Genomic DNA, 20,595 nt, shown 5'->3' on the forward strand with positions numbered 1-20,595 from the left:
GGCCAACCTACCCGCGCCGCCGTCGCCGGCCGCGCGTCAGATGAGGCGCCGCAGGACAGGGGTCCTGCGGACGAGCCACGCGGCGGCGAAGCTCACCACCGTCGCCGCGACCGACACCACCGCGAACTTCGCCACCGCGCCGGCGGGCACGCCGGCCAGCGCGTACTGGAAGCCGACCACCACGGGCACGTGCAGGACGTAGACGCTGAAGGTCAGCGGGGCCAGTGCGGTGAGCAGCCGGTTGGGGCGGTCCGCCCACTCCCGGAACACCACGAGCAGCCCGAGGGACAGCCCCACGCAGATCGTCGTCTCGACCGCGGACCACAGCAGGTTCCCGGCGTTGAAGCCGCCCATGGCGTAAAGGGCCTCCAGGCGCCCGCCCGCCGCGAAGTGCGCGCCGCCCAGGGCGACGGCCACGGCGAGCCACGCGTAGCCGGCCCGCGCCGATATGCCCTCCAGCCAGCCGCGCCGGTAGGCCGCCACGCCCGCCAGGAAGAAGAACCCGTACTGCGCCATGTCGGCGGGCTCGGTCTGGATGAACTCCAGCATCGGCACCCACTGGTCGACCGGGTACCAGATGCGCAGGACGAAGGTGGCGAGGGCGACCACCGCGGTGAACGCGACGATGGCGCCGGTGCCGACGGCCTGGGGGACGCTGCGCGGCGCGGTCGTGCGGGTGGCGTCCCCGCCGCGGCGGAACCGGGCGGTGATCCACCGCCAGCCCGCGTACAGCAGCACGTAGCCGAGCAGATGCTGGAGGAACCACAGGTGGGCGAACTGGCGGTCCGGCCAGATCGGCCCCGTCCAGCCGGCCGGCTCGTCGCCCAGGCCGAGGTAGACGTCGAGGTAGTAGCTCGGGAAGTCCAGCGGGGGCAGGTCCCGGAAGTTCAGGTAGTAGCCGTACATGAGCGCGGGCACGAGCACGAAGAAGCCCACGAGGATGGGCGGGAGGAAGCTCCGGAAGCGGTCGCCGACGAACCGCCGGCCGCCCTTGCTGTCGAAGGCGGGGGGCAGCAGGAACGCCGCGATCAGGAAGAACAGGGCCATCCGGAACGCACCGCTGACCATGGACAAGGTGCCGAGCAGCGGTTCCCCGTCGTCGCCCTCGAAGTACCACCAGTCGGCGGGGCCGTAGGGCTGGCTCGCGTGGTGGACCACGACGAGCACGATCAGCAGCAGCTTGAGGTTGTCGAGGTAGTGGTAGCGGCGCCGGCCCGTCGCGGGTGCCGCCTCAGGAGGGGGCGGCGCCATCGGGGTCCGGGGACCGCGGGGCGGTTCCTGTCCATCTGGATTCTTTACTGTCCACATGGACAGCATCGTAGGGTGCGGAAACGCTCCGCCCATAGCCGAGACGGCGATCCCAGGGACGGAATCAGGGACGCCTCAGGGTTCCCCCGCAGCCGACGGCCGGTCCGGCGTCGAAGACGCGCCCCGTGATGTCATGGGCGGGCGACCACGTCCGCGCCCGCCTGTTCTGTTCGGCGTCGACGAGCGTCACGCGGTAGGCGGCCGGCACCGAGCGGATGCCGCCCGGCACCGCACCCGCCCGGCACCCGGGCACGGCCGTGTCCCGCCGCCATGGGACGGCGGGGCGGCCGGTTTCGCAGCCCGGCCCCGTCCGGTGACGGCGCGCTCCACGTCCCCGGCCGGACCGCTCATCCGCGCCCGGCGGGGCCGGCGCGGGCGGCCGGGTCGTGCGGCGCGGCGCACGACCGGCCTCCGGTATCCGGGGGGCGGGCAGCACGAAGGCGCGGCCGGAAAGGTTCCGGCCGCGCCTCGCGGTCACTGCGGCGCCCCGGGCGGGGGCGCGGGGGGCACGCTAGTCGGCGGCCACCCAGGAGTCGAAGTTCTTGGACTCCGCTTCGACCGTGGTCTCGGGCCCGCTGTCGGGCAGCACGCGGGTGTCCGGCGGCAGCGACAGCACCACCTCGCCGATGGAGTGCAGCTGGCGGGTGTAGTCGATGTAGGCGCCGCCCACGGTGCCCAGCTCGCCCGCGCGCAGGGAGTCGCCGGTGAAGACGACGCCGCGCTCGGAGATGTAGTAGGCGACGCTGCCCGCGGAGGTGCCGGGGATCGGCAGGATGTCGACCTCGAGGTCACCGGCGCTCAGCGAGCCGCCGCCCTCGATCTCCAGGTCGGGCCGGTGCTCCGCGCCGTGCACCCGGCGCCACGCCCGCAGCTCGCGGCGGTGCAGCGCGATCGGGGCCTCGTCACGCGCGGCCACCTCGATGGCCGCACTGATGTGTGTGTTGTAGCCGTTGGTGCAGGCCACGAGGTAGACCTCGCGGTCGCCGATGGCCTCCAGGATCGCCGCGGCGTCGTTGGCCGGGTCGATCACGATGACGCCTTCCTTGTCGGCGTCGATGATCCAGGTGCTGCTGACGACGTCGAACTCCTCGTCGTCGGCCGTCAGCACCCCGGCCGTACGGACGCGCTGGACGCCCTCGGCGTCGACCTTGCCGGTTCCGGGCACATCGGGCTCGGGCGCGACGGCCTCCTCGCCGGAGTCGTCGTCCGCCGGGTCGCCGACGCCGTCATCGGCCTCGTCATCGGAGCCGGCGGCCGCAACCCCGCCGTCGTCGTCCGCGTCGGCGGCGTCGGCGGCGTCGGCCTTGCCGTCGTCGTCCGCGCCCGCGGGTTCCGCCGTGCCGTCCTCCGCCTTGTCCGCGGCCTCGGCCTCGTCGTCAACGGCCGTGCCGGCGGAGGGCGTGCCCTCGGCGGTGCCGGGCTCCCCCTTGTCCGCCGCGTCCTCGGCGGGCTCGTCCTTCGCCTCCGCGGCCGCGCCCGGCTTCTCCGGGGCCTCACCGTCGCGGTCGTCCGCCTTCCGCGCCGCGCCCTCGGCGGTGTCGGGCGCCGCCTCCGGCTCCTCGTCGGCCGCGGCCCCGGTCGTCACCGTCGAGGACGCCGCGCCGGAGTCGCCGTCGCCGCCGTCCTTCTTCTTGCCCTTCCGCTTCCAGAACACGGTGCCGACCCTTCGATTCGCGTCCGAACTCTGCCTGTGTGCGGGACCATTCTGGCCGTAACGGGGTACATGTAGGTACCCGGTAGCGCGACACGTGAGGATCCCACCCCGTCCCTAAGGCTTCGATAAGCCCCGTACGACCACGAAGCACGTGGTCGGCGGCCTTATGCGCGCACCGTGGATCGTCATCCGGCTGTGATGGGCACGGCTCCGGTGGCGGGTGCGACGAGGCGTTCGTATGCCTCGGGGGCGGTCGTGCGGCAGCCGAGCCGGTGGCCGGTGAGGTCGCCGTGGTCGTCGCTCGACCCCGTGACGACCAGGCCGAGCCCGGCCGCGATGTCGCGCCAGTACGCGCTCTCGGTGTCGTCGTGCGTGGGGTGGTCGGCCTCGATCCCGCCGAGACCGGCCTCGGCCATGCGCTCGACGACCCCGGTCGGCACCGCCCCGGTCAGCACGCCTTCGGAGCGCGCGGGGTGGGCGAGCACGCACACGCCGCCCGCGGCGCGCACCAGGGACACGGCCCGGACGGGGTCGAGGGCGTAGCGGGCGACGTAGGCCGGACCGCCGGAGCCGATCCAGGCGTCGAACGCGCCCTGCACGTCGGCGGCGGCCCCGGCTTCGACGATGGCGCGGGCGATGTGCGGCCGGCCGATCACGCCGCCCTCGGCGCCGCCGTCGGCATCGGCGTCGGCGATGCGGCGCACGCCCTCCCACGTGACGTCCACACCGGCGTCGCGCAGCCGGTGCACCATGGCCTCGGCCCGCAGCACGCGGTCGCGGCGGATGCGGTCGAGTTCCGCGGCGAGGACCGCGGCCGCGGGGTCGAACAGGTAGCAGAGGAGGTGCACGCTGGCGCCGGCGTGGGCGCAGGACAGCTCCATGCCCGGGACGAGGGTGAAGCCGGCGGGCACGCGGGCGGCCGCGGCGGGCAGGCCGGCGACCGTGTCGTGGTCGGTGAGGGCGAGGACGTCGAGGCCGGCGGCCACGGCCCGTTCGACGACCCCGGCGGGGGGCTCGGTGCCGTCGGAGACCGAGCTGTGGGAGTGCAGGTCGATGCGCATCGGCACGATTCTAGGCAATCGGCCCCTCCCGCGGCGGCGCACCGGCGGGACGTGCGGTCAGGACGGCTCCTCGCGGACGGCCAGGACCGAGGCGAGGAACGCGGAGGTCGCCCCGAACGGGGGGTCCTGCGCGACGCCGCCTTCGACACGGTCGCGCAGGTCGCGCAGTGTGCCGAGCTCGCAGATGAGCACCCCCGCGTCGGCGGGGGAGAAGATGAACCACAGCCAGCTGGCCAGCGCCTCGCCGGCGTAGACGGCGCGGCTGTCGCCGGCGTCGACGCTCCACAGGGCGATGTCGTGGCCCTGGTGGCGGATCTTGGCGTCGGCCGCCCCGGAGCCGGCCACGCCGCCCGGGTCGGGCGCGTCGAGCCCGGCGATCCGGGCCCCCAGGCCGATGCCGGGGTCCTCCGCGACGATCGCCAGCTCGCCCGGCCCGCCCAGGGGTGCGGGGCCCGAGAGCCCGACGACCGTGGCGACGGCGCCGCTGCGCTCGTCGCCGGCGTCGGCGAAGCCGCTGACCACCCAGCCCGCGGGCAGCGGCCAGGGCAGCCACAGGGGCACGTGCGAGGAGGCGGCGAGCATGTCGAGGGGGTCGGTGCCGGGCGGCCGCACGGAGTGGAGCGGGGGGACCGGTCCGTGAGCGCCGCACTGCCACGCGCTCGTCCACAGGCCGGGCGGCTGGACGGCGCGTCCGCAGCGTGGACACGACGGCACGTTGTTCATGCTGTGACGAGGGGTACCCGTGTGGCCCGAACGAAAACTCCCGCCGCGGCAAAGCGCGGGGCGCGTCCGCGGCGCGGCGCGGTCAGGCAGGCGGGGCCGGCGGCCCGCCGGCGGGGGGCTCCTGCCGGAACCGGGGGGTCGCGGGTGCGCGGTAGGGGTCGTGGTAGGCGGAAGCCCCGGTGGTGCCCTGCCGCGGCCCGGCCGCCCACGCCTGCGGCGCGGGGCGGTACCCCTGCCCGGCGGCGGCCGCGGGGTCGTCGGGCACGGTCCGCTGGAGCCCGACCTTCCGGGCCAGCCAGGCCACGACCAGGCAGTAGAGGATGACCTCGACCGTCGTGGCGACCACGCCCTGCCAGGACCCGCCGCCCGTGCCGACGTCGGCGAGGCCGCCCTCGTAGGCCGTGAGCCCGAACGCGGCGAGGTTGTGCACGACGTGCAGCCCGATCGCCGCCTCCAGCCCGCCGGTGTACCAGGTCAGCCAGGCCATGGCGATACCGAAGACGGCGACGTCGAGCAGCCCCCAGCCGACGTAGGCGTGCAGGAAGGTGAAGACCGTGCCGCTGATGAGGATGCCGAGGACCGGGCTGCGCAGGAAGCGGGAGACCACGCTGCCCCCGCGCGGGTCGTCGGCCGGAGCGCCGAGGGACCCCACGGACTGCATGAGGAATCCGCGCAGGGCGATCTCCTCGGCGGACGCCTGGAACGGCACGAGCAGCAGGATGATCAGGAGGGCGCCGACGAAGTCGGGGCCGCCGCCGAACGCCCCCAGGAACGGCGTGCCCGGCGTGGTGGCCCGGAGCAGCCCCGCCAGGAACGCGAAGGACAGCACCATCGGGATGATCGCGATCGCCGCGCAGCCGAGCATCCACCGCCACCGGAGCCGGCCGGTGACCGAGAACAGCGTGCCCACGGGCCGCCGCTGGACCAGCCACGCGACCAGCATCACCAGCGGTGTCATGGTGGTGATCACGATGAGCTGGAAGGCCAGGTCCGGCAGGAGCGCGCCGAAGAAGGAGTCGCCGGTGGCCTCGTAGCCGTTGACCAGCGCCAGGATGACCGCTGCCATGCCCATCACGAGCTGGACCACGATGATCAGCCCGACGGCCACCCCGATCGCGACCAGCGGCACCCACCACCGGTAGCGCCAGGTGCGCGCCATGCGGTGGTACGCCGTTCCCGGGCGGGGACGGGCCAGGGAGCCGCCGGTGCGGCGCGGCTGGACGGGCGGCGGCCAGGCCCATGCCTGGACCGCCTGGGGGCCACCGGTTCCGGGTCCCGGGGGCCAGGCCCACACCTGCTCCGGCTGGGGCACGGACGGCGCATGCTCGGGGCCGCCCCGGCCCTGCGGCTCGGGCGACCAGGATGAACCGGGTTGCGGCGGCGTATTTCTCATCGTTTGTCGAGATTACTAGCCGGGGTTGTATTGGCCGCGTTAAGAACCCGTGCCGCGGACGCGTCATTGCGCCGGTGACCTGCCCGTATCCGGTCCGAGGTGCTGTAGTTTGCCGGGGTTGCGGACCACGAGCACCCGGGTGATGAGCCCGTCGCGGGCTTCGAGTACCGCCACCGCCATCGGCATGGCGTCCGCGTCGAACATCGCGATCCCCGGTACTCCGTTGACGCCGGTCATCTCGGCCCGGAACCCCGTGTAGTGCGTGCTGACCGCGGCCAGGAACCGGGCGCTCTTGGCCGCGCCGGACAGCGGCCGGAGTGCTGCGCGAGTCCGACCGCCGCCATCGGTGACCACCTCGACGTCATCGGCGAGCATCGCCGTGAGGCGGTCGACGTCACCGTCGGCGCAGGCGGCGAGGAAGCCCTCGGTGAGCCGGCGGTGTTCGGCCGCGTCGGCGGGGAACCGGGGGCGCCGGGCGTGCACGCGCTCGCGTGCGCGGTGGGCGACCTGGCGTACGGCGGCCTCGGTCCGGCCGACGGCCTCGGCGATCTCCGCGTGGGGCAGGCCGAACACCTCGCGCAGGACGAACACCGCGCGCTCGACGGGGGCGAGGGTCTCCAATACCACGAGCATCGCGAAGGAGACCGTGTCGGCCAGCTCGACGCGGTCGGCGACGTCGGGCGCGGTGACCAGTGGTTCGGGCAGCCACGGGCCCACGTAGGTCTCACGCCGGGAGCGCGTGCCGCGCATCCGGTTGAGAGTGACATTGACCACAATGCGCACGAGATAGCTCTTCGGGTCGGCCACCCCCGAGCGGTCGTCGCGGGCCCACCGGATCCACGTGTCCTGGACGCAGTCCTCGGCGTCGGCGACGCTGCCCAGCATGTCGTAGGCGACGCTGAACAGCAGGCCGCGGTTCCGTTCGAAGACCGCGGCGCCGCCGTCCCCGCCGTGCTCAGCGGCCCCGGCCGCCCCGAGCGTTCCCATGTGCGCCCATCCCTTCGCGTCGTCGGCAAGGGGTGCGCGGCAGACGCCGCCCCTCCCATGAGGACACCTCCGGGCCACCGCATGTGACAGTCTCCCCCGGCCGATCCGGGAATGCCCTGCTGACCTGGGTTTCGGACCCCGCCTGCCGACGGCTCCGGGGTCGCTGCGGGTGGACGGCCTTCACTACCATGGAGTACATGTCCTCCACACCCACCACCGAGCAGGTGAACGCGGCCCTGGCCACGGTCCAGGACCCCGAGATCCGCCGCCCGATCACCGACCTCGACATGGTCAAGGGCGTCGACATCGCCGACGACGGATCCGTCCACGTCGGCATCTTCCTCACTGTGGCCGGCTGCCCGATGAAGGGCCGCATCGAGAAGGACGTCACCGAAGCGGTCTCCAAGGTCGCCGGTGTCACCCGGGTCTCGGTCGAGCTCGACGTCATGAGCGAGGACCAGCGCAAGGCCCTCCAGACCAAGCTGCGCGGCGGCCAGGCCGAGAAGGAGATCCCCTTCGCCAAGCCGAACTCGCTGACCAAGGTCTACGCCGTGGCCTCGGGCAAGGGCGGGGTCGGCAAGTCGTCGGTCACGGTCAACCTCGCGGCCGCGCTGGCCGCGCAGGGCCACAAGGTGGGTGTGGTCGACGCCGACATCTACGGCCACTCCGTGCCCCGCATGCTGGGGGTGTCCGATCGCCCCACCAAGGTCGAGGACATGATCCTGCCCCCGACCGCCCACGACATCAAGGTCATCTCGGTGGGCATGTTCACCCAGGGCAACCAGCCGGTGGTCTGGCGCGGCCCGATGCTGCACCGCGCGCTCCAGCAGTTCCTGTCCGACGTGTTCTGGGGCGACCTCGACGTCCTGCTCATGGACCTGCCCCCGGGTACCGGCGACATCGCCATCTCCGTGGCGCAGCTCCTTCCGGGCGCGGAGATCCTGGTCGTGACCACCCCGCAGCAGGCGGCGGCCGAGGTCGCCGAGCGGGCGGGCGCCATCTCGGCGCAGACCCACCAGCGGGTGGCCGGGGTCATCGAGAACATGTCGTACTTCGTCGCACCGGGCAGCGACGAGCGCACCTACCTCTTCGGCGAGGGCGGCGGCCAGATCGTGGCCGAGGGCCTGACCCGCTCGCTGGGCGCCGAGGTCCCGCTGCTGGGCCGGGTCCCGCTCGACATGCGGCTGCGCGAGGGCGGCGACGACGGCATGCCGCTGGTCCTCAGCGACCCCGACACCGAGGCGGCGCAGGTGCTGCGCACCGTCGCCGACAACCTGGTGGGCAAGCCCCGCGGGCTGTCGGGCATGCAGCTGGGCATCAGCCCGGCGCGCCGCTGACCCCGTCGCCCCACGGCCGGCCCAACGGGCCCCTCATCCCGCGGTGAGGGGCCCGTTCCCATGAGCGGGTGCGGACGATGACCCGGGTCCGCGGGAAACGGGACATTCACAAACCTGTAAAAAAGGGTCCATAACGTCAGCAACTACGCACACCACCTGATCGAGAGGGACCCGCCCATGCCCGAATCCGAGACCGCGCTGTACCGGCGCTGGCTGACCACCGCGATCGAGGAGGCCGAGGCCGGGCTCGCCGGAGGCGGCATCCCGATCGGCGCCGCACTGATCGGCCGCGGCGGCGAGGTGCTCGGCCGCGGCCACAACCGCCGGGTCCAGGACGACGACCCCTCCGTTCACGGCGAGACCGCCGCGTTCCGCAACGCCGGGCGCCAGCGGAGCTACGCCGGCACCACCATGGTCACGACGCTGTCGCCGTGCTGGTACTGCAGCGGCCTGATCCGCCAGTTCGGGATCTCGCGCGTGGTGATCGGCGAAGCCGAGACCTTCTCGGGCGGCCACCCGTGGCTCGCGGAGAACGGGGTGGAGGTCGTGCTGCTCGACGATGCCCGCTGCATCGGCTTGATGTCCGAGTTCATCGCCGCCCACCCCGCTCTGTGGCACGAGGACATCGGCGAGGACGGCGCATGAGCACCGAGGACACCGCACGGCACGCACCCGCGGACCCGCCCCCCGCCCCGGACGCGGCACCCTTGCCCGGGCCCGCCGGCGCCGGCCCGGTGCCCGACCCCGACTACCCCGTGGAACCGGTCCCGGTCCACGCCCGCAAGTCGCTGTTCTCCCTGACGGTGGTCCTGGTCGGGTTCACCCTGTTCACCCCCACCATGCTGGCGGGCGCGCAGGTGGGCGCCGCCTACGCGTTCTGGCCGCTCATGGGCGTGCTGGTACTGGGATCGGCCATCCTGGGCCTCTATGTCGGGGTGATCGGCTGGATCGGGGCGCGCGCCAACCTGACCACCGTCATGATGGCCCGCTACACCCTGGGCACCGGCGGCGCGAAGGCGGCGTCGCTGCTGCTGGGCGGCACCCAGGTCGGCTGGTACGGAGTCTCCATAGCGACCGTGGGGCTGCTCGTGTCCCAGGCCGCCGGCTGGGCGGGCGACCTGCCGGGCGCGCTGGTCATGGTGGCCGCCGGGGCCGTCATGGGCGCCACCGCCTACATCGGCTACGCGGGCATGTACTGGCTGTCGGTGGTCTCCGTCCCGCTGCTGCTCGCCCTCGCGGCCTGGGTCACCTGGCGCGCGTTCGGCGAGGCCGGCGGGGTGTCCGGCCTCGCCGCGATCGAGCCGGGCACGACCATGCCGCTGACCGTCGCCATGACCGTCATCGTCGGCACCTTCGCCTCCGGCGGCACCCAGGCGCCCAACTGGACGCGCTTCGCCCGCAGCCCCGCAGCGGGGTTCTGGGCGAGCATCGCCGCGTTCTTCGGCGGCCAGCTGCTCATGCTGTTCTGCGGGGCGATCGGCGCCCTGGCCTTCGGCCAGGGCGACTTCGTCCTGGTGCTGTTCCAGCTGGGCCTGGTGGCGTGGGGCGTGGTGTTCCTGGTGGCGAACATCTGGACGACCAATGACAACGCCGCGTACAGCGTCGGGGTCGCCGGGGCGGAGATCTTCAACACCCGGTCGCGCAAGCCGTGGGTGCTGGTGTGCGTGGTCGCCGGGACCGCTCTGGCCGTCACCGGGATCTACGACCACCTCATCGGCTACCTGACCTGGCTGGGCATCCTGATCCCGCCCCTGGGCGGGGTGATCATCGGTGACTTCCTGCTCCGCCGGCGGGGCGAGCTGCCCCCGGCCGCGGGGCTGCCGCTGGTCCGCTGGGACACGGTGGCCGTCTACGCCGCGGCCGCTCTCGCGGCGTGGTGGTGCAGCGAGACCGAGGTCTTCATCCCGCCGGTGGTGGGCGTCGTCCTGGCCGCGCTGGGCGCGGTCGCGGTGGCCGCGGCGCGCGGGCGCCGGGCGGACGCCGCCGCATGAGGAGGGGCCGGGCCGCGGCCCGGCCCCCGCCCCCGCTGGGGCCCGTCCCGGGCGCGTTCCCGTGTCAGTCGGTGGAGGCCCCGAGCGTGATGTCGGCCGTCCGCGGCTCGCGGTCGCGCTCGTAGGTGACCCGGACCTCGTCGTCGGGGCGCTTCTCGGCGAGCAGGGCGAGGAGCGCGTCGGCGTCGCCCACGGGCTCGCCGTCGAACTCGGTGATCACGTCGCCCGGCCGCAGTCCGGCCTGGTCGGCAGGGCCGCCGGGCTCCACCGCCTCGCCGCCCGCGTTGGCGTCGGACTGGATCCGGGCGCCGTTCTCGTACCCGGCGTCGAGTTCGGCGCCGAGGTCGGCCTCAGCCGCCGGGTCGCCGCCCAAGAGGTCGTTGACGACCGCCTCCGCATCGGCCGAGGGGATGGCGAAGCCGAGTCCGATGCTCCCGCTCTGGCCGCCCTCGGGCGCCCCCATGGTGGCGATCGCGGAGTTCACGCCGATGACCCGCCCCTGCATGTCGACCAGCGGCCCGCCCGAGTTGCCGGGGTTGATCGCGGCGTCGGTCTGCAGCGCCTCGATCGCGGCCTCCGCGCCCCGCTCGCCCTCGCCCAGGCTCACCGGACGGTCCACCGCACTGATGATGCCGGTGGTCACGGTGCCGGCCAGCCCCAGCGGCGCCCCGATGGCGATGACGCTGTCGCCCACGGTCGCCTGCCCGGAATCGCCCCACTCCAGGGGCTCCACCGCGAGCGGTTCGATCAGCTTCAGCACGGCGAGGTCGGATTCGGGCCGGGTGTCCACGATCTCGGCCTCACTGGTGCTGCCGTCGCTGTAGACGACCTCCAGGCCGCCGTCCAGCGCCGCGGCGACGTGGTTGTTGGTGACCACGTGGTCGCCGGCGATGACGAAGCCCGAGCCGTTGCCGCTGAGCCGGGCGTCGCTGTCCTGGATGGAGACCACGCTCGGGCTCACCCGCTGGGAGACGCCCGCGATGGTGTCGGGGGCGCGGCTGGGCGCACCGCTGGGCGGCTCGTTGTCGAGCTGCGGGGCCTGGTCCTCGGTGGGCTCGGCGCCCTGCGCCGCGAACCGGCCGCCGACGGCGCCTCCGATACCGGCCGAGGCGAGCGCCACGACCACGACGGTCAGCACGACCGCCCAGACGGGCATGCCGCGGCGCCGCCGCGGCGCGGGGCCGGGAACGGGCGCGCCGGACCCGGCCGGACCGTAGGACCACGGACCGCCGGGGCCACCAGGACCCCCCGGGCCACTGGGGGCCGGGGGCGGACCGGCGAACGCCGGGGCGCCCGGGACCGCGGCCGAGGGCGAGGTGGGTGGGGCCATCGGGGCGCCGGGCACCGGCCACTGGCCGGTTCCGGTCGCCGCGGGGGCCGGGCGCTGGTGGACGGGGCCGCCGGCGCGGTCGGCGGGCTGGGGCGCCATGCCCGGCGCCGAGGGGCCCGGTGCGGGTGCGGCGCCGCTCCACAGGGGGGCGGCGGGGCCCTGCCCCGGGCCGCCGGGAGGGGGCGGCGGCCCGGCCGCCGGGTAGGACGCTCCGTGCTCCGGGCCGGGCGGCATCCGGGGCGCGGCGGAGCCGGCTCCCTGCTCCGCGGCTGCGGGCGGGCGCGGCCAGGACTGATCCCCGGTCTCCTCCGGGGGGCGGGATCCGGCTTCGTCCGTCATGCACATCTCCGTCTGTCGCTGCCGCCCCCATTGTGGCGCGGCGGACATAAACCGTCTGTTAATCGATCATCTGCGAGCCATGCCCTCCGGCGCACCCTATGTCCCTTCCGCGGCGGGCGGCGGCGCCCGGCTCCTACTCGCCGCGCCGCGGAGGTACGCTGCGCGGTCCCGGCACGGGGATCAGAGGCCGACCCACGCTCCCAGGCGGTCGAAGCCGCGCCCCATGCGCGGCCCCAGCCCGCTGCCGTCGGGGGCCGGGAAGGCCGCGGCCGCGGAGTCGACGAGCTCCGGCGGCGCATCGGCGATCACCGTGTAGACGAACCCGCTCGACTCCCACATCCGGCGCTGCTGGCCGTCGTCGCCGACGTAGACGGTGCCGCCGTCGTCCGCGACGGGCACCATCCCCTCGGCGGCCCCCGGCGCCTCCCCCGCCAAGCGGCCCTGCTGGACGAACACCGAGACCATGGAGAGCCCGTCGGAGTAGCCCAGGTGCACGATCCGGCCGCCGTCGCGGCTCGTGGTCCGCGCCTCGACCAACCGGAGGTCCCAGGCGACGTGGCCCGGCAGGTACCAGCCGTCGGCGCGCAGGGCCCCGGCTTCGCCGCCCGAGAGGCGGTCGCCCCAGGGGGCGGCCTCGTGAGCCGAGGCGGGCAGCGGCCCGGTGCCGTCGCCGACCGCGACCTCGACGAACCCGGTCGAGTGGGCGACCCGCCCCGAGGCGTCCATCGTGTCCTTGCGCAGCGGCAGCGCGGTCTCGCGGTCGATCCAGAACCGGCCGGCCACGGTGCCGTCCGCGCGCCGGGCGTCGACCACCGCGGCCGTACGCCCGCACACTTCGGCGGTGCCCGAACGGGTCACCCGGTAGTTCGCCGCCAGATCGCGCAGGAGTCCGTCGTCGATCGCGAGCATGGCGGCCGACTTCCCCACGACCAGAGCGGACTTCTCGTTCAGCGGCGGCGTCCCCGCGCTCGTGAAGCCGGTGCCCTCCCCCGGCCGGTGCACGACCTCGACCAGCCGCTCGGCACCCGCGCCCGCGCCGGAGGTGACCGACTGCACGCCCTCGTAGGCAACGGCCTGCCCGGCCTGGGCCGCACGGCGCAGTAGCGCCATGCCGTCGTCGTCACCGGACGCGGGCACCCACGACGCGTAGGGGCTGGTGGCCGATGACAGCGCCACGACGAGGACGAGCGAGGTCGACAGCAGGAGAACGACGAGATCGGCGGGGATCCGGCGGGCGCCCGCACGGGGGCCGCCCGCGGGTCCGCCGCCGGCGGCGCGCCCCCTCACCGCGTGGGGAGGGAGCCGGGCGAGTCGGCCTCGCCCGGTGCGTGCACGGTGTGCTCGGTGCCCCGGTAGGGCTCGGATTCGGGGAAGGCCGCCTGGCGCGCGGTGACCGCGTGCTCCACGGCGAAGGCGTCCAGCGGCGGGCTGACCAGCGGCGCGTCCTGGGGATCGCCGCCCGCGACGAACGCGGTGCCCAGTGTGAGCGCCGCCACCGATACGCCGGCCACGGCGTATCGGGCGCGGCCCCACGCGGGGCGCAGCACCGAGAGGGGCTGCGGGGTGCGGGGACGCCGCTGCCGGGCCCGCCCGGGCTCCGGGCCGGCCGGGGCCGGTGTGTCGACCGCGACCGCGGGGCCCGCGGGTCTGCGCGGCAGACCGCCGCCGATGGGACGGCTGGACCCGATCGGGGGCCGCGACCCGAAGAGTCCCGCTCCGCCGCCCGGCGGCCCCGCCGGCGGGTCGGCCGGCGGCGGCCCGCTCAGCGCGGAGAGGCGGCCCATGAAGTCCATCGAGGGTTCCGGGGCGTCGAGCCCGTGCAGCCGGCGCTTGAGCCGGCGCAGCATCTCGGCCTCGAACCGGCAGTTCTCACACGCGGCCAGGTGGCGCAGCGCCCGGTCGCGCTCCGAATGGCCCAGCTCGCCGTCGACGAGTGCCGAAAGGCGCTCCCCCAAGTGGTCCATGCTCACTCCACCTCCCGGGTCCGGGTCCAGCCGTGTGCCACGCCGCCGTCGCCTCCGTCGGGGGCGGCGGTCTCCTGCTCGGCGGCCAGCCGCCGGCGGTGCTCCAGCGCCTTGCGCAACTGCGCCCGCCCCCGGTGGATCCGGCTGCGGACCGTGCCGAGCTTGACCCCCAGCGTGGCGGCGATCTCCTCGTAGGAGAGCCCTTCGATGTCGCACAGCACCACCGGCGCGCGGAACTCCGCGGGCAGCGCGTCGAGCGCGCTCTGGATGTCGGCGTCGAGGTGCCGGTCGTCATAGGACTGGGCGGGGGAGGGCTCGCGCCCCTGGAGGCGTTCGTCGGCGTTCTCGCCGAAGCCCTCGAAGCGGATGCGCGCCTTGCGGCGGGCCATGTCGAGGAAGAGGTTGGTGGTGATGCGGTGCAGCCAGCCCTCGAACGTGCCGGGAGTGTAGCTGGACAGCGACCGGAAGACCCGGATGAAGACCTCCTGCGTGAGGTCCTCGGCGTCGTGCTTGTTCCCCGTGAGGCGGAACGCGAGCCTGTACACCCGCGCGGAATGGTTCCGGACGACCTCGTCCCAGCTGGGCGGCTCCCACTGCTCGAAGTCCACGGCAGAGTCGGAATCTGCCACAGGTACTCCTCCTTCGCATTCGACCCCGGATCCACGGGGCGCGGGGGTGCGCCGGGTGCGGAGGATCCGCGGCCGGTCGCCTGCGCCGGCCTTCGGGGGACACCGGCCCTCTGACGAAACCCTTCCACCGCTGCAACGCCGGCACCGGCCGATTAAGTTCCCGGTGGTGGCGAACACACCGTGTGAGGCATCCGGCAGGCTAGTGTGTGCCCTGGAGCACGGCCATTGGGTGAGCACATGGCGACACCGCGTGACGATCGCCGTGTTCCCTGCACCGATCACGTCGGGAACACGCGCGGGAGGCCGCCATCGCCGGTCGAGACGACACACTGGCCCACCACATCGAGCAGTACGCCGCCGAGGACGACCCCCTCGCCACGGCGCGGGAGGTCGGGCGACGCGCCGACTCCGCCCCCATCAGCGCGGCCGGCGGCGCGGCGCTGCGCTTCCTGGCGGCGGCCATCGGGGCGCGCTCAGTGGTCGAGATCGGCACCGGGTGCGGCAGCTCGGGCATCTGGCTGCTCCGCGGCATGCGCCCCGACGCCATCCTGACCAGCGTCGACATCGATCCCGAATACCAGGAGCTGGCCCGCGACGCCTACCGCCGGGCCGGGTTCGCGGCCAACCGCACCCGGCTCATCCAGGGCCGTGCCCTGGACGTGCTGCCGCGGCTCACCGACGGCGCCTACGACCTGGTGTTCGCCGACGCCGTGAAGACCGAGTACCCCGATTACCTGACCGAGGCGCTGCGCCTGCTGCGCCCCGGCGGGATCGCGGTCTTCAACAACGCGCTCGACGCCGCTCCGCTGAGCGACGGCCCGCTGAGCGTGCCCGGCCCCGGCACCGCCGCGATCCGCGAGGTCGGCCGGCTGGTCCGGGAGGACGACCGGCTCGTGCCGCTGCTGCTCCCGGTCGGCGAAGGGCTGCTCGCCGCGATCCGCGAGGACGCCTCCCCCGGGCGCTGACACGGCACCGAGGTCGCGGGCCGCGCATCGGGCGCCCGGGAACGCCGGTGGGGCGGGACCGGCCGCCGGTCCCGCCCCACCGTGCGCGGGTCAGTCGCGTTCGCTGAGCCAGCGCAGCAGCAGGCGGGTGGCGAACCCGGTGCCGCCCTTGGTCAGCAGGCCGTCGTCGGACATCGACCGGCCGGGACCGGCGATGTCGAAGTGCGCCCACGGGACGCCGCCGGCGAACTCGCGCAGGAACAGCGCCGCCTCGGTCGCGCCGGGGCGCCCGAATTCGGGGCTGGTCCCGATGTTGGCGAGGTCGGCCACCGGCGACCGCAGGGTCGCGGCGTACTCCTCGACGAGCGGCATCCGCCACACCTGCTCGCCGGAGCGGTCGCCCGCAGCGGCCAGCTCCGCGGCCAGGGTGTCGTCGGTGCTGAACAGCGCGCCGATACCGGTGCCCAGCGCGAGCTTGGCCGCCCCGGTGAGCGTGGCGACGTCGACCAGGGTGTCGGGCGCGCACTCCGCCACGGCGTAGGCCATGGCGTCGGCCATCACCAGGCGGCCCTCGGCATCGGTGTTGAGGACCTCGACCGTGCGGCCGTCATAGGTGGTGAGGACGTCGCCCGGGCGCTGGGCCGCGCCGGAGAAGGAGTTCTCGGCCACCGCGATGAGCCCGGTGACGCGCACCCGCGCGCCCAGCCCGCCCAGGGCCGACAGCACGCCCAAGACGATGGCGGCCCCGCTCATGTCGGTCTTCATGAGCTTCATGTTGTCGTTGGGCTTCAGCGACAGGCCGCCGGTGTCGAAGGTGACGCCCTTGCCCACCAGCACCACGTGCCCCGCGGGGTCGTCGGGCCGGTAGTCCAGCCGGACCAGCCGCGGCGGCCGCGCCGACCCCTGCCCGACGGCGAGGATCGCGCCGAACCCGTCGCGCTCCAGCGCCTCCTCGTCCCAGACCGTCGCCGCCAGCCCGGCGTCCCCGGCGATCTCGACCGCCCGCGCCGCGAGCCAGGCGGGGTCCTTCTCGGCGGACGGCGTGTTGATGAGGTCCCGGGCGAGGGCCGTGGCCCCCGCCAGCGCCGCGCCCCGGCCGACCGGCCCCTCGGCGGCGCCGGGGTCGGGCGACACCAGCTCGATGGCCGCGGCCGGAGCCGGGCCCTTGGGCGAGGCGGCGAGGGTGAAGGTGTAGGACGCCAGCAGCGCCCCTTCGGTGAAGGCCGTCAGGCCGGCCTCTCCGGGCTCGCCGGGGCCGAAGAGGTGGGGCAGGGTGGTCGCCGCCCGGGTGCGCCCCTTGGCGGCGCGGGCCAGCGCGGCGCCGGCCGTGCGCAGGTCGGCCGGGGTCGCCGCGCCGACGCCCAGCAGCCCGAACCGGACCAGTTCTCGCCCCTGTCCGAGGCGGGCCGGGAACTGCGCGAACTCGCCGGGACGGCCCTTGAGGTCGTAGTGGGCGACGAGGTCGGCCAGAGGGGCCGGCAAGAGGGTGTCGAGGTCAGCGGGGGCGTCGCACGCGCCCGCGGCGACCGCCACCGGGCCGTCGTCTCCCGACCTGACCGGAAGCACCACCAGGTCGGCGGTGGAGTCGGCGAGAGAGCCCGCGACCGGGTGAATCTCCGTTGCGAAAGGCACGGACGCTCACAATCTTCACGAGGCTGCTTCAGAAGGCACCGCAGGCGACCCCCGCCCCCGCCGCCCGTGCGGGCGGCTACCGGTCGATGGGCGACGGCCCGCCGGCGGATCCTGTCGGGTGGATCGGCGGCGGTTCAGCCGACGGCGCCGTCCAGCGCATCCTTCAGCTCGGTCGCCTCGTCCGGGGTCAGCTCGACGACGAGGCGCCCGCCGCCTTCCAGCGGGACCCGCATGATGATGCCGCGACCCTCCTTGGTGACCTCCATCGGACCGTCACCGGTCCTCGGCTTCATCGCCGCCATGCCGTATCCCCTTTCGTAGGAAACTCTCGCGGGTGAATGGGCCGGTCCGCCAGGGGAGCGGCTCGCGCACGGCGCGCACCGTCCGGGGTCGGGCCTCATCCGCGTGACTCAGGGAATGAATCACTGTTCTGTCATTATCTCGGTTTTGGGAACCGATTGGGAACGATCGGACAGCGCTCGGGCCAGCACCGCCGAAGAATCCGAACAGTAAGGTTATAGCCGCAGCAACGGACAGCGGTCGCCGGGACCGCCCGCGCCGACACCATCAGGGAGCCCCGCGTGCCCGACTCAGACAGCGTCGTCTACCAGCTCAGCGACGGCGTCGCGACGATCACGCTCAACCGCCCGGACGCGATGAACTCGTTGACCGCCGAAGCCAAGGAGGCGCTGCTCGCGGCGATCGAGCGCGCCAAGAGCGACAAGGAGGCCCGCGCGGTCCTGCTCACCGGATCGGGCAAGGCGTTCTGCGCCGGACAGGACCTGCGCGAGCACGCCGACCTGCTCGGCGCGGGCAAGGGGCTCAACGACACCGTCCGCTCGCACTACAACCCCATCGTGCTCGGGCTCGCGCGGATGCCCAAGCCGGTGGTGGCCGCCGTCAACGGGGTGGCGGCCGGCGCCGGCGCCTCGCTCGCCTTCGCCTGCGACCTGCGGATCGCCGCCGACAGCGCGTCGTTCCTCATGGCGTTCGCCAATGTCGGGCTGGGGTCGGACTCCGGCGCCTCCTGGACGCTGCCCCGGCTGGTGGGCCACGCCCGCGCGATGGAGATGCTGATGCTGGCCGAACCCGTCAAGGCGCAGCGGGCACTGGAGATCGGCCTGGTCAGCCGCGTGGTCCCCAAGAAGGAACTGGACGGCGCGGCCCGCGAGCTGGCGGTGCGGCTGGCCAACGGGCCCACCGTCGCCTACGCGGCGATCAAGGCCGAGATGACGTTCGGCTCGGGACTGGACCTCGCGAACGCGCTGGAGATGGAGGCGAGCCTCCAGGACCAGTGCGCCGAGACCGCCGACCACATGAACGCGACCCTGGCGTTCCTGAAGAAGGAACAGCCCTCCTTCGAAGGCCACTAGGAACGCCCCGCCGGGCGCCCCCCGTGCCGCCGCGCACCGGCCGACGGGGCCGGGGGGTCACCCGCCGAGCGTGAACGCCCAGATCAGCAGGCCGGCCCCGGCGATGACGAGCACCGCCACCAGCGACACCAGCCCCACGATCATTCCGGTCCCGGGACGCCGCGGCTGCTCGGGCTGCGGCTGCCACCCGGGACCGCCGGGCGGGCCGCCGGGGCCCCACTGCCCGAGCTGCTGCTGCGGTCCGGGGCCGTAGCCCTGGTCGGGTCCGGGGTAGCCCTGGGGCGCTCCCGGAGCCCCGTAGCCCTGATCCGGCCCCGGGTAGCCCTGCGGCGCTCCGGGCGCTCCATAGCCCTGGTCCGCGCCGGGGTAGCCCGGGGGGACTCCCGGAGCCCCGTAGCCCTGATCAGGACCGGGGTAGGGCTGCCCGGGGGCGCCGAACCCCTGCTCGGGTCCCGTGGGGTAGCCGTACTGGCCGGCCGCGCCGTACGCCTGCTCAGGGCCTGTAGGGCCCTGCCCGCCCGCCGGGCCGTACCCCTGCCCGGGGCCGGTGGGGTAGGCGGGGCCGGGGCCGGTCGGGGCGAAGCCCGGACCGGGACCGGTGGCGGGGTTGGGGCCGGTCTCCCACCCCGTGGGCTGTCCCGGCTGGCCGTGCTGTGGGCCTTGCTGGCCCGGCCCTGCGGGGCCGGGTGTGTTCTGCGACATCTGCTGTCCTCCTGGCTGCGCCCAGCCCCCGGGCGCGGGGGCGCCGGGCTGGGCGGGGTAGGGACCGCCGGGGTGGCCGACCGGCGGCGGCCCGCCTCCGGGCGGCCCCGCGGGCGGCCCGCCGGGTGGTCCGTACGGACCAGCGTATTGGGGGCTGAACTGCGGTCCCGTGGGGGGTGCCGGCGGCCGCGGCGCCATGGGCCGCTGCGGTCCCGAATGCGGGGCCGGCCCGGGTCCGGCCGGCGCCTGCCCGGGGGGCAGGCCGGGGTGGGACCGGTACACGTCGGCGGCGGCGCGCTCCTGCGCCTCGGGCGCGGCGGCGGCGACGGCGCCCGCCGCGAGGGTCTGCAACGGGAGCGGCACGGCGGCGTCGGCCGCCGGGGCCGCCGCGGCGGGGGCCGCCTCGACACCGAGCAGCCCCAGCAGGGTCTCGGCGGCGCTGGGCCGACGCGAGGCGTCCTTGTCCAGGCACCGTTCGGCGATCCCGCGGAGGTTGCCCTCCAGTTGCCCGAGGTCGGGCGGCTCGTACAGGACGCGCTGGAGGATCGCCTGCATCGAATCGGCGCCGAACGGCCCGTGGCCGCCCGCCGCGTAGACGATGGTGCCCGCCCACGCGAAGAGGTCGACGGCCGGCCCCATGGAGCCGCCGGTGATCTGCTCGGGCGCCATGTAGGCGGGGGTCCCGGCGATCCGGCTGGTGACGATGGCCGTGCCCTCCAGCGCCCGGGCGATGCCGAAGTCGATCACCCGCGGGCCGTCGGGCCCCATGAGGACGTTGCCCGGCTTGAAGTCGCGGTGCACGATGCCGGCCTGGTGGATGGCCGCGATGGCGGTGAGCGTGCCGACCGCGAGCCGTTCCAGCGCCGCCCCGCGCAGCGGACCGTCGCGGCGCACCACCTCGCGCAGGGTGGGGCCGTCGATGAACTCGCTGACCACGTAGGGCGGGTCGGCGTCGATATCGGCAGCCAGCACCTGGGCGGTACAGAACCGTGCGACCCGGCGCGCGGTCTCGACCTCCTCGGCGAGCTGGCGCCGCAGCCCGGCGGCGTCGAGGTCGTCGGCGTGCAGGGTCTTGACCGCCACCGGCACGCCGTCGGACCCCTGCCCGAGGTAGACCACCCCCTGGCCGCCCTGTCCCAGGCGGCCGGTGAGGGTGTAGCCCCCGATGAGGCGCGGATCGTCGTCGGTCAAAGGACCGGTGCCGGTCATGGGTTCCTCCCGGAGCAGT

The 20,595-nt window shown here is 74.7% G+C and carries 18 protein-coding genes; 5 read left to right on the plus strand and 13 right to left on the minus strand.

Annotation, left to right across the window (positions count from 1 at the left end; genetic code table 11):
- Nucleotides 1-36 precede the first annotated feature (36 nt).
- From ACFO4E_RS01200 to ACFO4E_RS01225, 6 genes are all read right to left on the minus strand, one after another.
- Nucleotides 37-1,308 carry an acyltransferase family protein gene (locus ACFO4E_RS01200; protein ID WP_378570608.1) on the minus strand — a complete coding sequence of 424 codons (1,272 nt, stop codon included), beginning with the start codon at nt 1,306-1,308 and terminating at the stop codon, nt 37-39.
- Nucleotides 1,309-1,819: 511 nt separating this feature from the next.
- On the minus strand, nt 1,820-2,962 hold the full coding sequence (locus ACFO4E_RS01205; RefSeq protein WP_378570609.1) for an MBL fold metallo-hydrolase: 1,143 nt from the start codon (nt 2,960-2,962) through the stop codon (nt 1,820-1,822).
- Nucleotides 2,963-3,147: 185 nt separating this feature from the next.
- On the minus strand, nt 3,148-4,023 hold the full coding sequence (locus tag ACFO4E_RS01210; protein WP_378570610.1) for a PHP domain-containing protein: 876 nt from the start codon (nt 4,021-4,023) through the stop codon (nt 3,148-3,150).
- 57 nt (nt 4,024-4,080) lie between these two features.
- A complete protein-coding gene (locus ACFO4E_RS01215) occupies nt 4,081-4,746 on the minus strand; it encodes a DUF6758 family protein (RefSeq protein WP_378570612.1) in 666 nt (221 codons plus the stop codon).
- An 82-nt stretch (nt 4,747-4,828) separates the two neighbouring features.
- A complete protein-coding gene (locus ACFO4E_RS01220) occupies nt 4,829-6,058 on the minus strand; it encodes a CPBP family intramembrane glutamic endopeptidase (protein ID WP_378570614.1) in 1,230 nt (409 codons plus the stop codon).
- 144 nt (nt 6,059-6,202) lie between these two features.
- The gene (locus ACFO4E_RS01225; protein WP_378570616.1) at nt 6,203-7,126 is read right to left on the minus strand and encodes an RNA polymerase sigma-70 factor; all 924 of its coding nucleotides are present in this window, start codon (nt 7,124-7,126) and stop codon (nt 6,203-6,205) included.
- A gap of 197 nt (nt 7,127-7,323) precedes the next feature.
- Here ACFO4E_RS01225 and ACFO4E_RS01230 point away from each other — a divergent pair, with 197 nt between their 5' ends.
- From ACFO4E_RS01230 to codB, 3 genes are all read left to right on the plus strand, one after another.
- Nucleotides 7,324-8,463, plus strand: coding sequence for an Mrp/NBP35 family ATP-binding protein (locus tag ACFO4E_RS01230; RefSeq protein WP_378570618.1), 1,140 nt, complete (start codon nt 7,324-7,326; stop codon nt 8,461-8,463).
- A gap of 177 nt (nt 8,464-8,640) precedes the next feature.
- Nucleotides 8,641-9,108, plus strand: coding sequence for a nucleoside deaminase (locus ACFO4E_RS01235; protein ID WP_378570620.1), 468 nt, complete (start codon nt 8,641-8,643; stop codon nt 9,106-9,108).
- A complete protein-coding gene (gene codB, locus ACFO4E_RS01240) occupies nt 9,105-10,454 on the plus strand; it encodes a cytosine permease (protein ID WP_378570622.1) in 1,350 nt (449 codons plus the stop codon). The genes ACFO4E_RS01235 and codB overlap by 4 nt, the downstream gene beginning before the upstream one ends.
- Before the next feature lie 64 nt (nt 10,455-10,518).
- On the opposite strand, the gene ACFO4E_RS01245 is transcribed toward codB, so the two are convergent.
- From ACFO4E_RS01245 to sigE, 4 genes are all read right to left on the minus strand, one after another.
- Complete coding sequence (locus tag ACFO4E_RS01245; protein ID WP_378570624.1) at nt 10,519-12,123, minus strand: S1C family serine protease; 1,605 nt, start codon at nt 12,121-12,123, stop codon at nt 10,519-10,521.
- Nucleotides 12,124-12,303: 180 nt separating this feature from the next.
- Entirely contained in the window at nt 12,304-13,410 is a 1,107-nt protein-coding gene (locus tag ACFO4E_RS01250) for a sigma-E factor regulatory protein RseB domain-containing protein (RefSeq protein ID WP_378570626.1), read from the minus strand.
- Nucleotides 13,407-14,087, minus strand: a complete 681-nt coding sequence (locus ACFO4E_RS01255) for an anti-sigma factor family protein (RefSeq protein ID WP_378570628.1) — start codon at nt 14,085-14,087, stop codon at nt 13,407-13,409. Before ACFO4E_RS01255 ends, ACFO4E_RS01250 begins: the two co-directional genes overlap by 4 nt.
- Nucleotides 14,088-14,089: 2 nt before the next feature.
- On the minus strand, nt 14,090-14,695 hold the full coding sequence (gene sigE, locus ACFO4E_RS01260; RefSeq protein ID WP_378570929.1) for an RNA polymerase sigma factor SigE: 606 nt from the start codon (nt 14,693-14,695) through the stop codon (nt 14,090-14,092).
- A 362-nt stretch (nt 14,696-15,057) separates the two neighbouring features.
- Here sigE and ACFO4E_RS01265 point away from each other — a divergent pair, with 362 nt between their 5' ends.
- Nucleotides 15,058-15,681, plus strand: a complete 624-nt coding sequence (locus ACFO4E_RS01265) for an O-methyltransferase (RefSeq protein ID WP_378570931.1) — start codon at nt 15,058-15,060, stop codon at nt 15,679-15,681.
- A gap of 90 nt (nt 15,682-15,771) precedes the next feature.
- On the opposite strand, the gene ACFO4E_RS01270 is transcribed toward ACFO4E_RS01265, so the two are convergent.
- Nucleotides 15,772-17,292 (minus strand): leucyl aminopeptidase, encoded by a 1,521-nt coding sequence (locus ACFO4E_RS01270; protein WP_378570630.1) that lies wholly within the window; start codon nt 17,290-17,292, stop codon nt 15,772-15,774.
- Between the two features lie 134 nt (nt 17,293-17,426).
- Entirely contained in the window at nt 17,427-17,594 is a 168-nt protein-coding gene (locus ACFO4E_RS01275) for a DUF3117 domain-containing protein (protein ID WP_378570632.1), read from the minus strand.
- A gap of 279 nt (nt 17,595-17,873) precedes the next feature.
- Here ACFO4E_RS01275 and ACFO4E_RS01280 point away from each other — a divergent pair, with 279 nt between their 5' ends.
- Nucleotides 17,874-18,665 (plus strand): enoyl-CoA hydratase-related protein, encoded by a 792-nt coding sequence (locus tag ACFO4E_RS01280; RefSeq protein WP_378570633.1) that lies wholly within the window; start codon nt 17,874-17,876, stop codon nt 18,663-18,665.
- 57 nt (nt 18,666-18,722) lie between these two features.
- Here ACFO4E_RS01280 and ACFO4E_RS01285 read toward each other — a convergent pair whose 3' ends face one another.
- The gene (locus tag ACFO4E_RS01285) at nt 18,723-20,576 is read right to left on the minus strand and encodes a serine/threonine-protein kinase (RefSeq protein WP_378570635.1); all 1,854 of its coding nucleotides are present in this window, start codon (nt 20,574-20,576) and stop codon (nt 18,723-18,725) included.
- Nucleotides 20,577-20,595: the final 19 nt, after the last annotated feature.

The organism is Nocardiopsis mangrovi (genome assembly GCF_042653925.1).
Taxonomy (GTDB): Bacteria; Actinomycetota; Actinomycetes; order Streptosporangiales; family Streptosporangiaceae; genus Nocardiopsis_B; species Nocardiopsis_B mangrovi.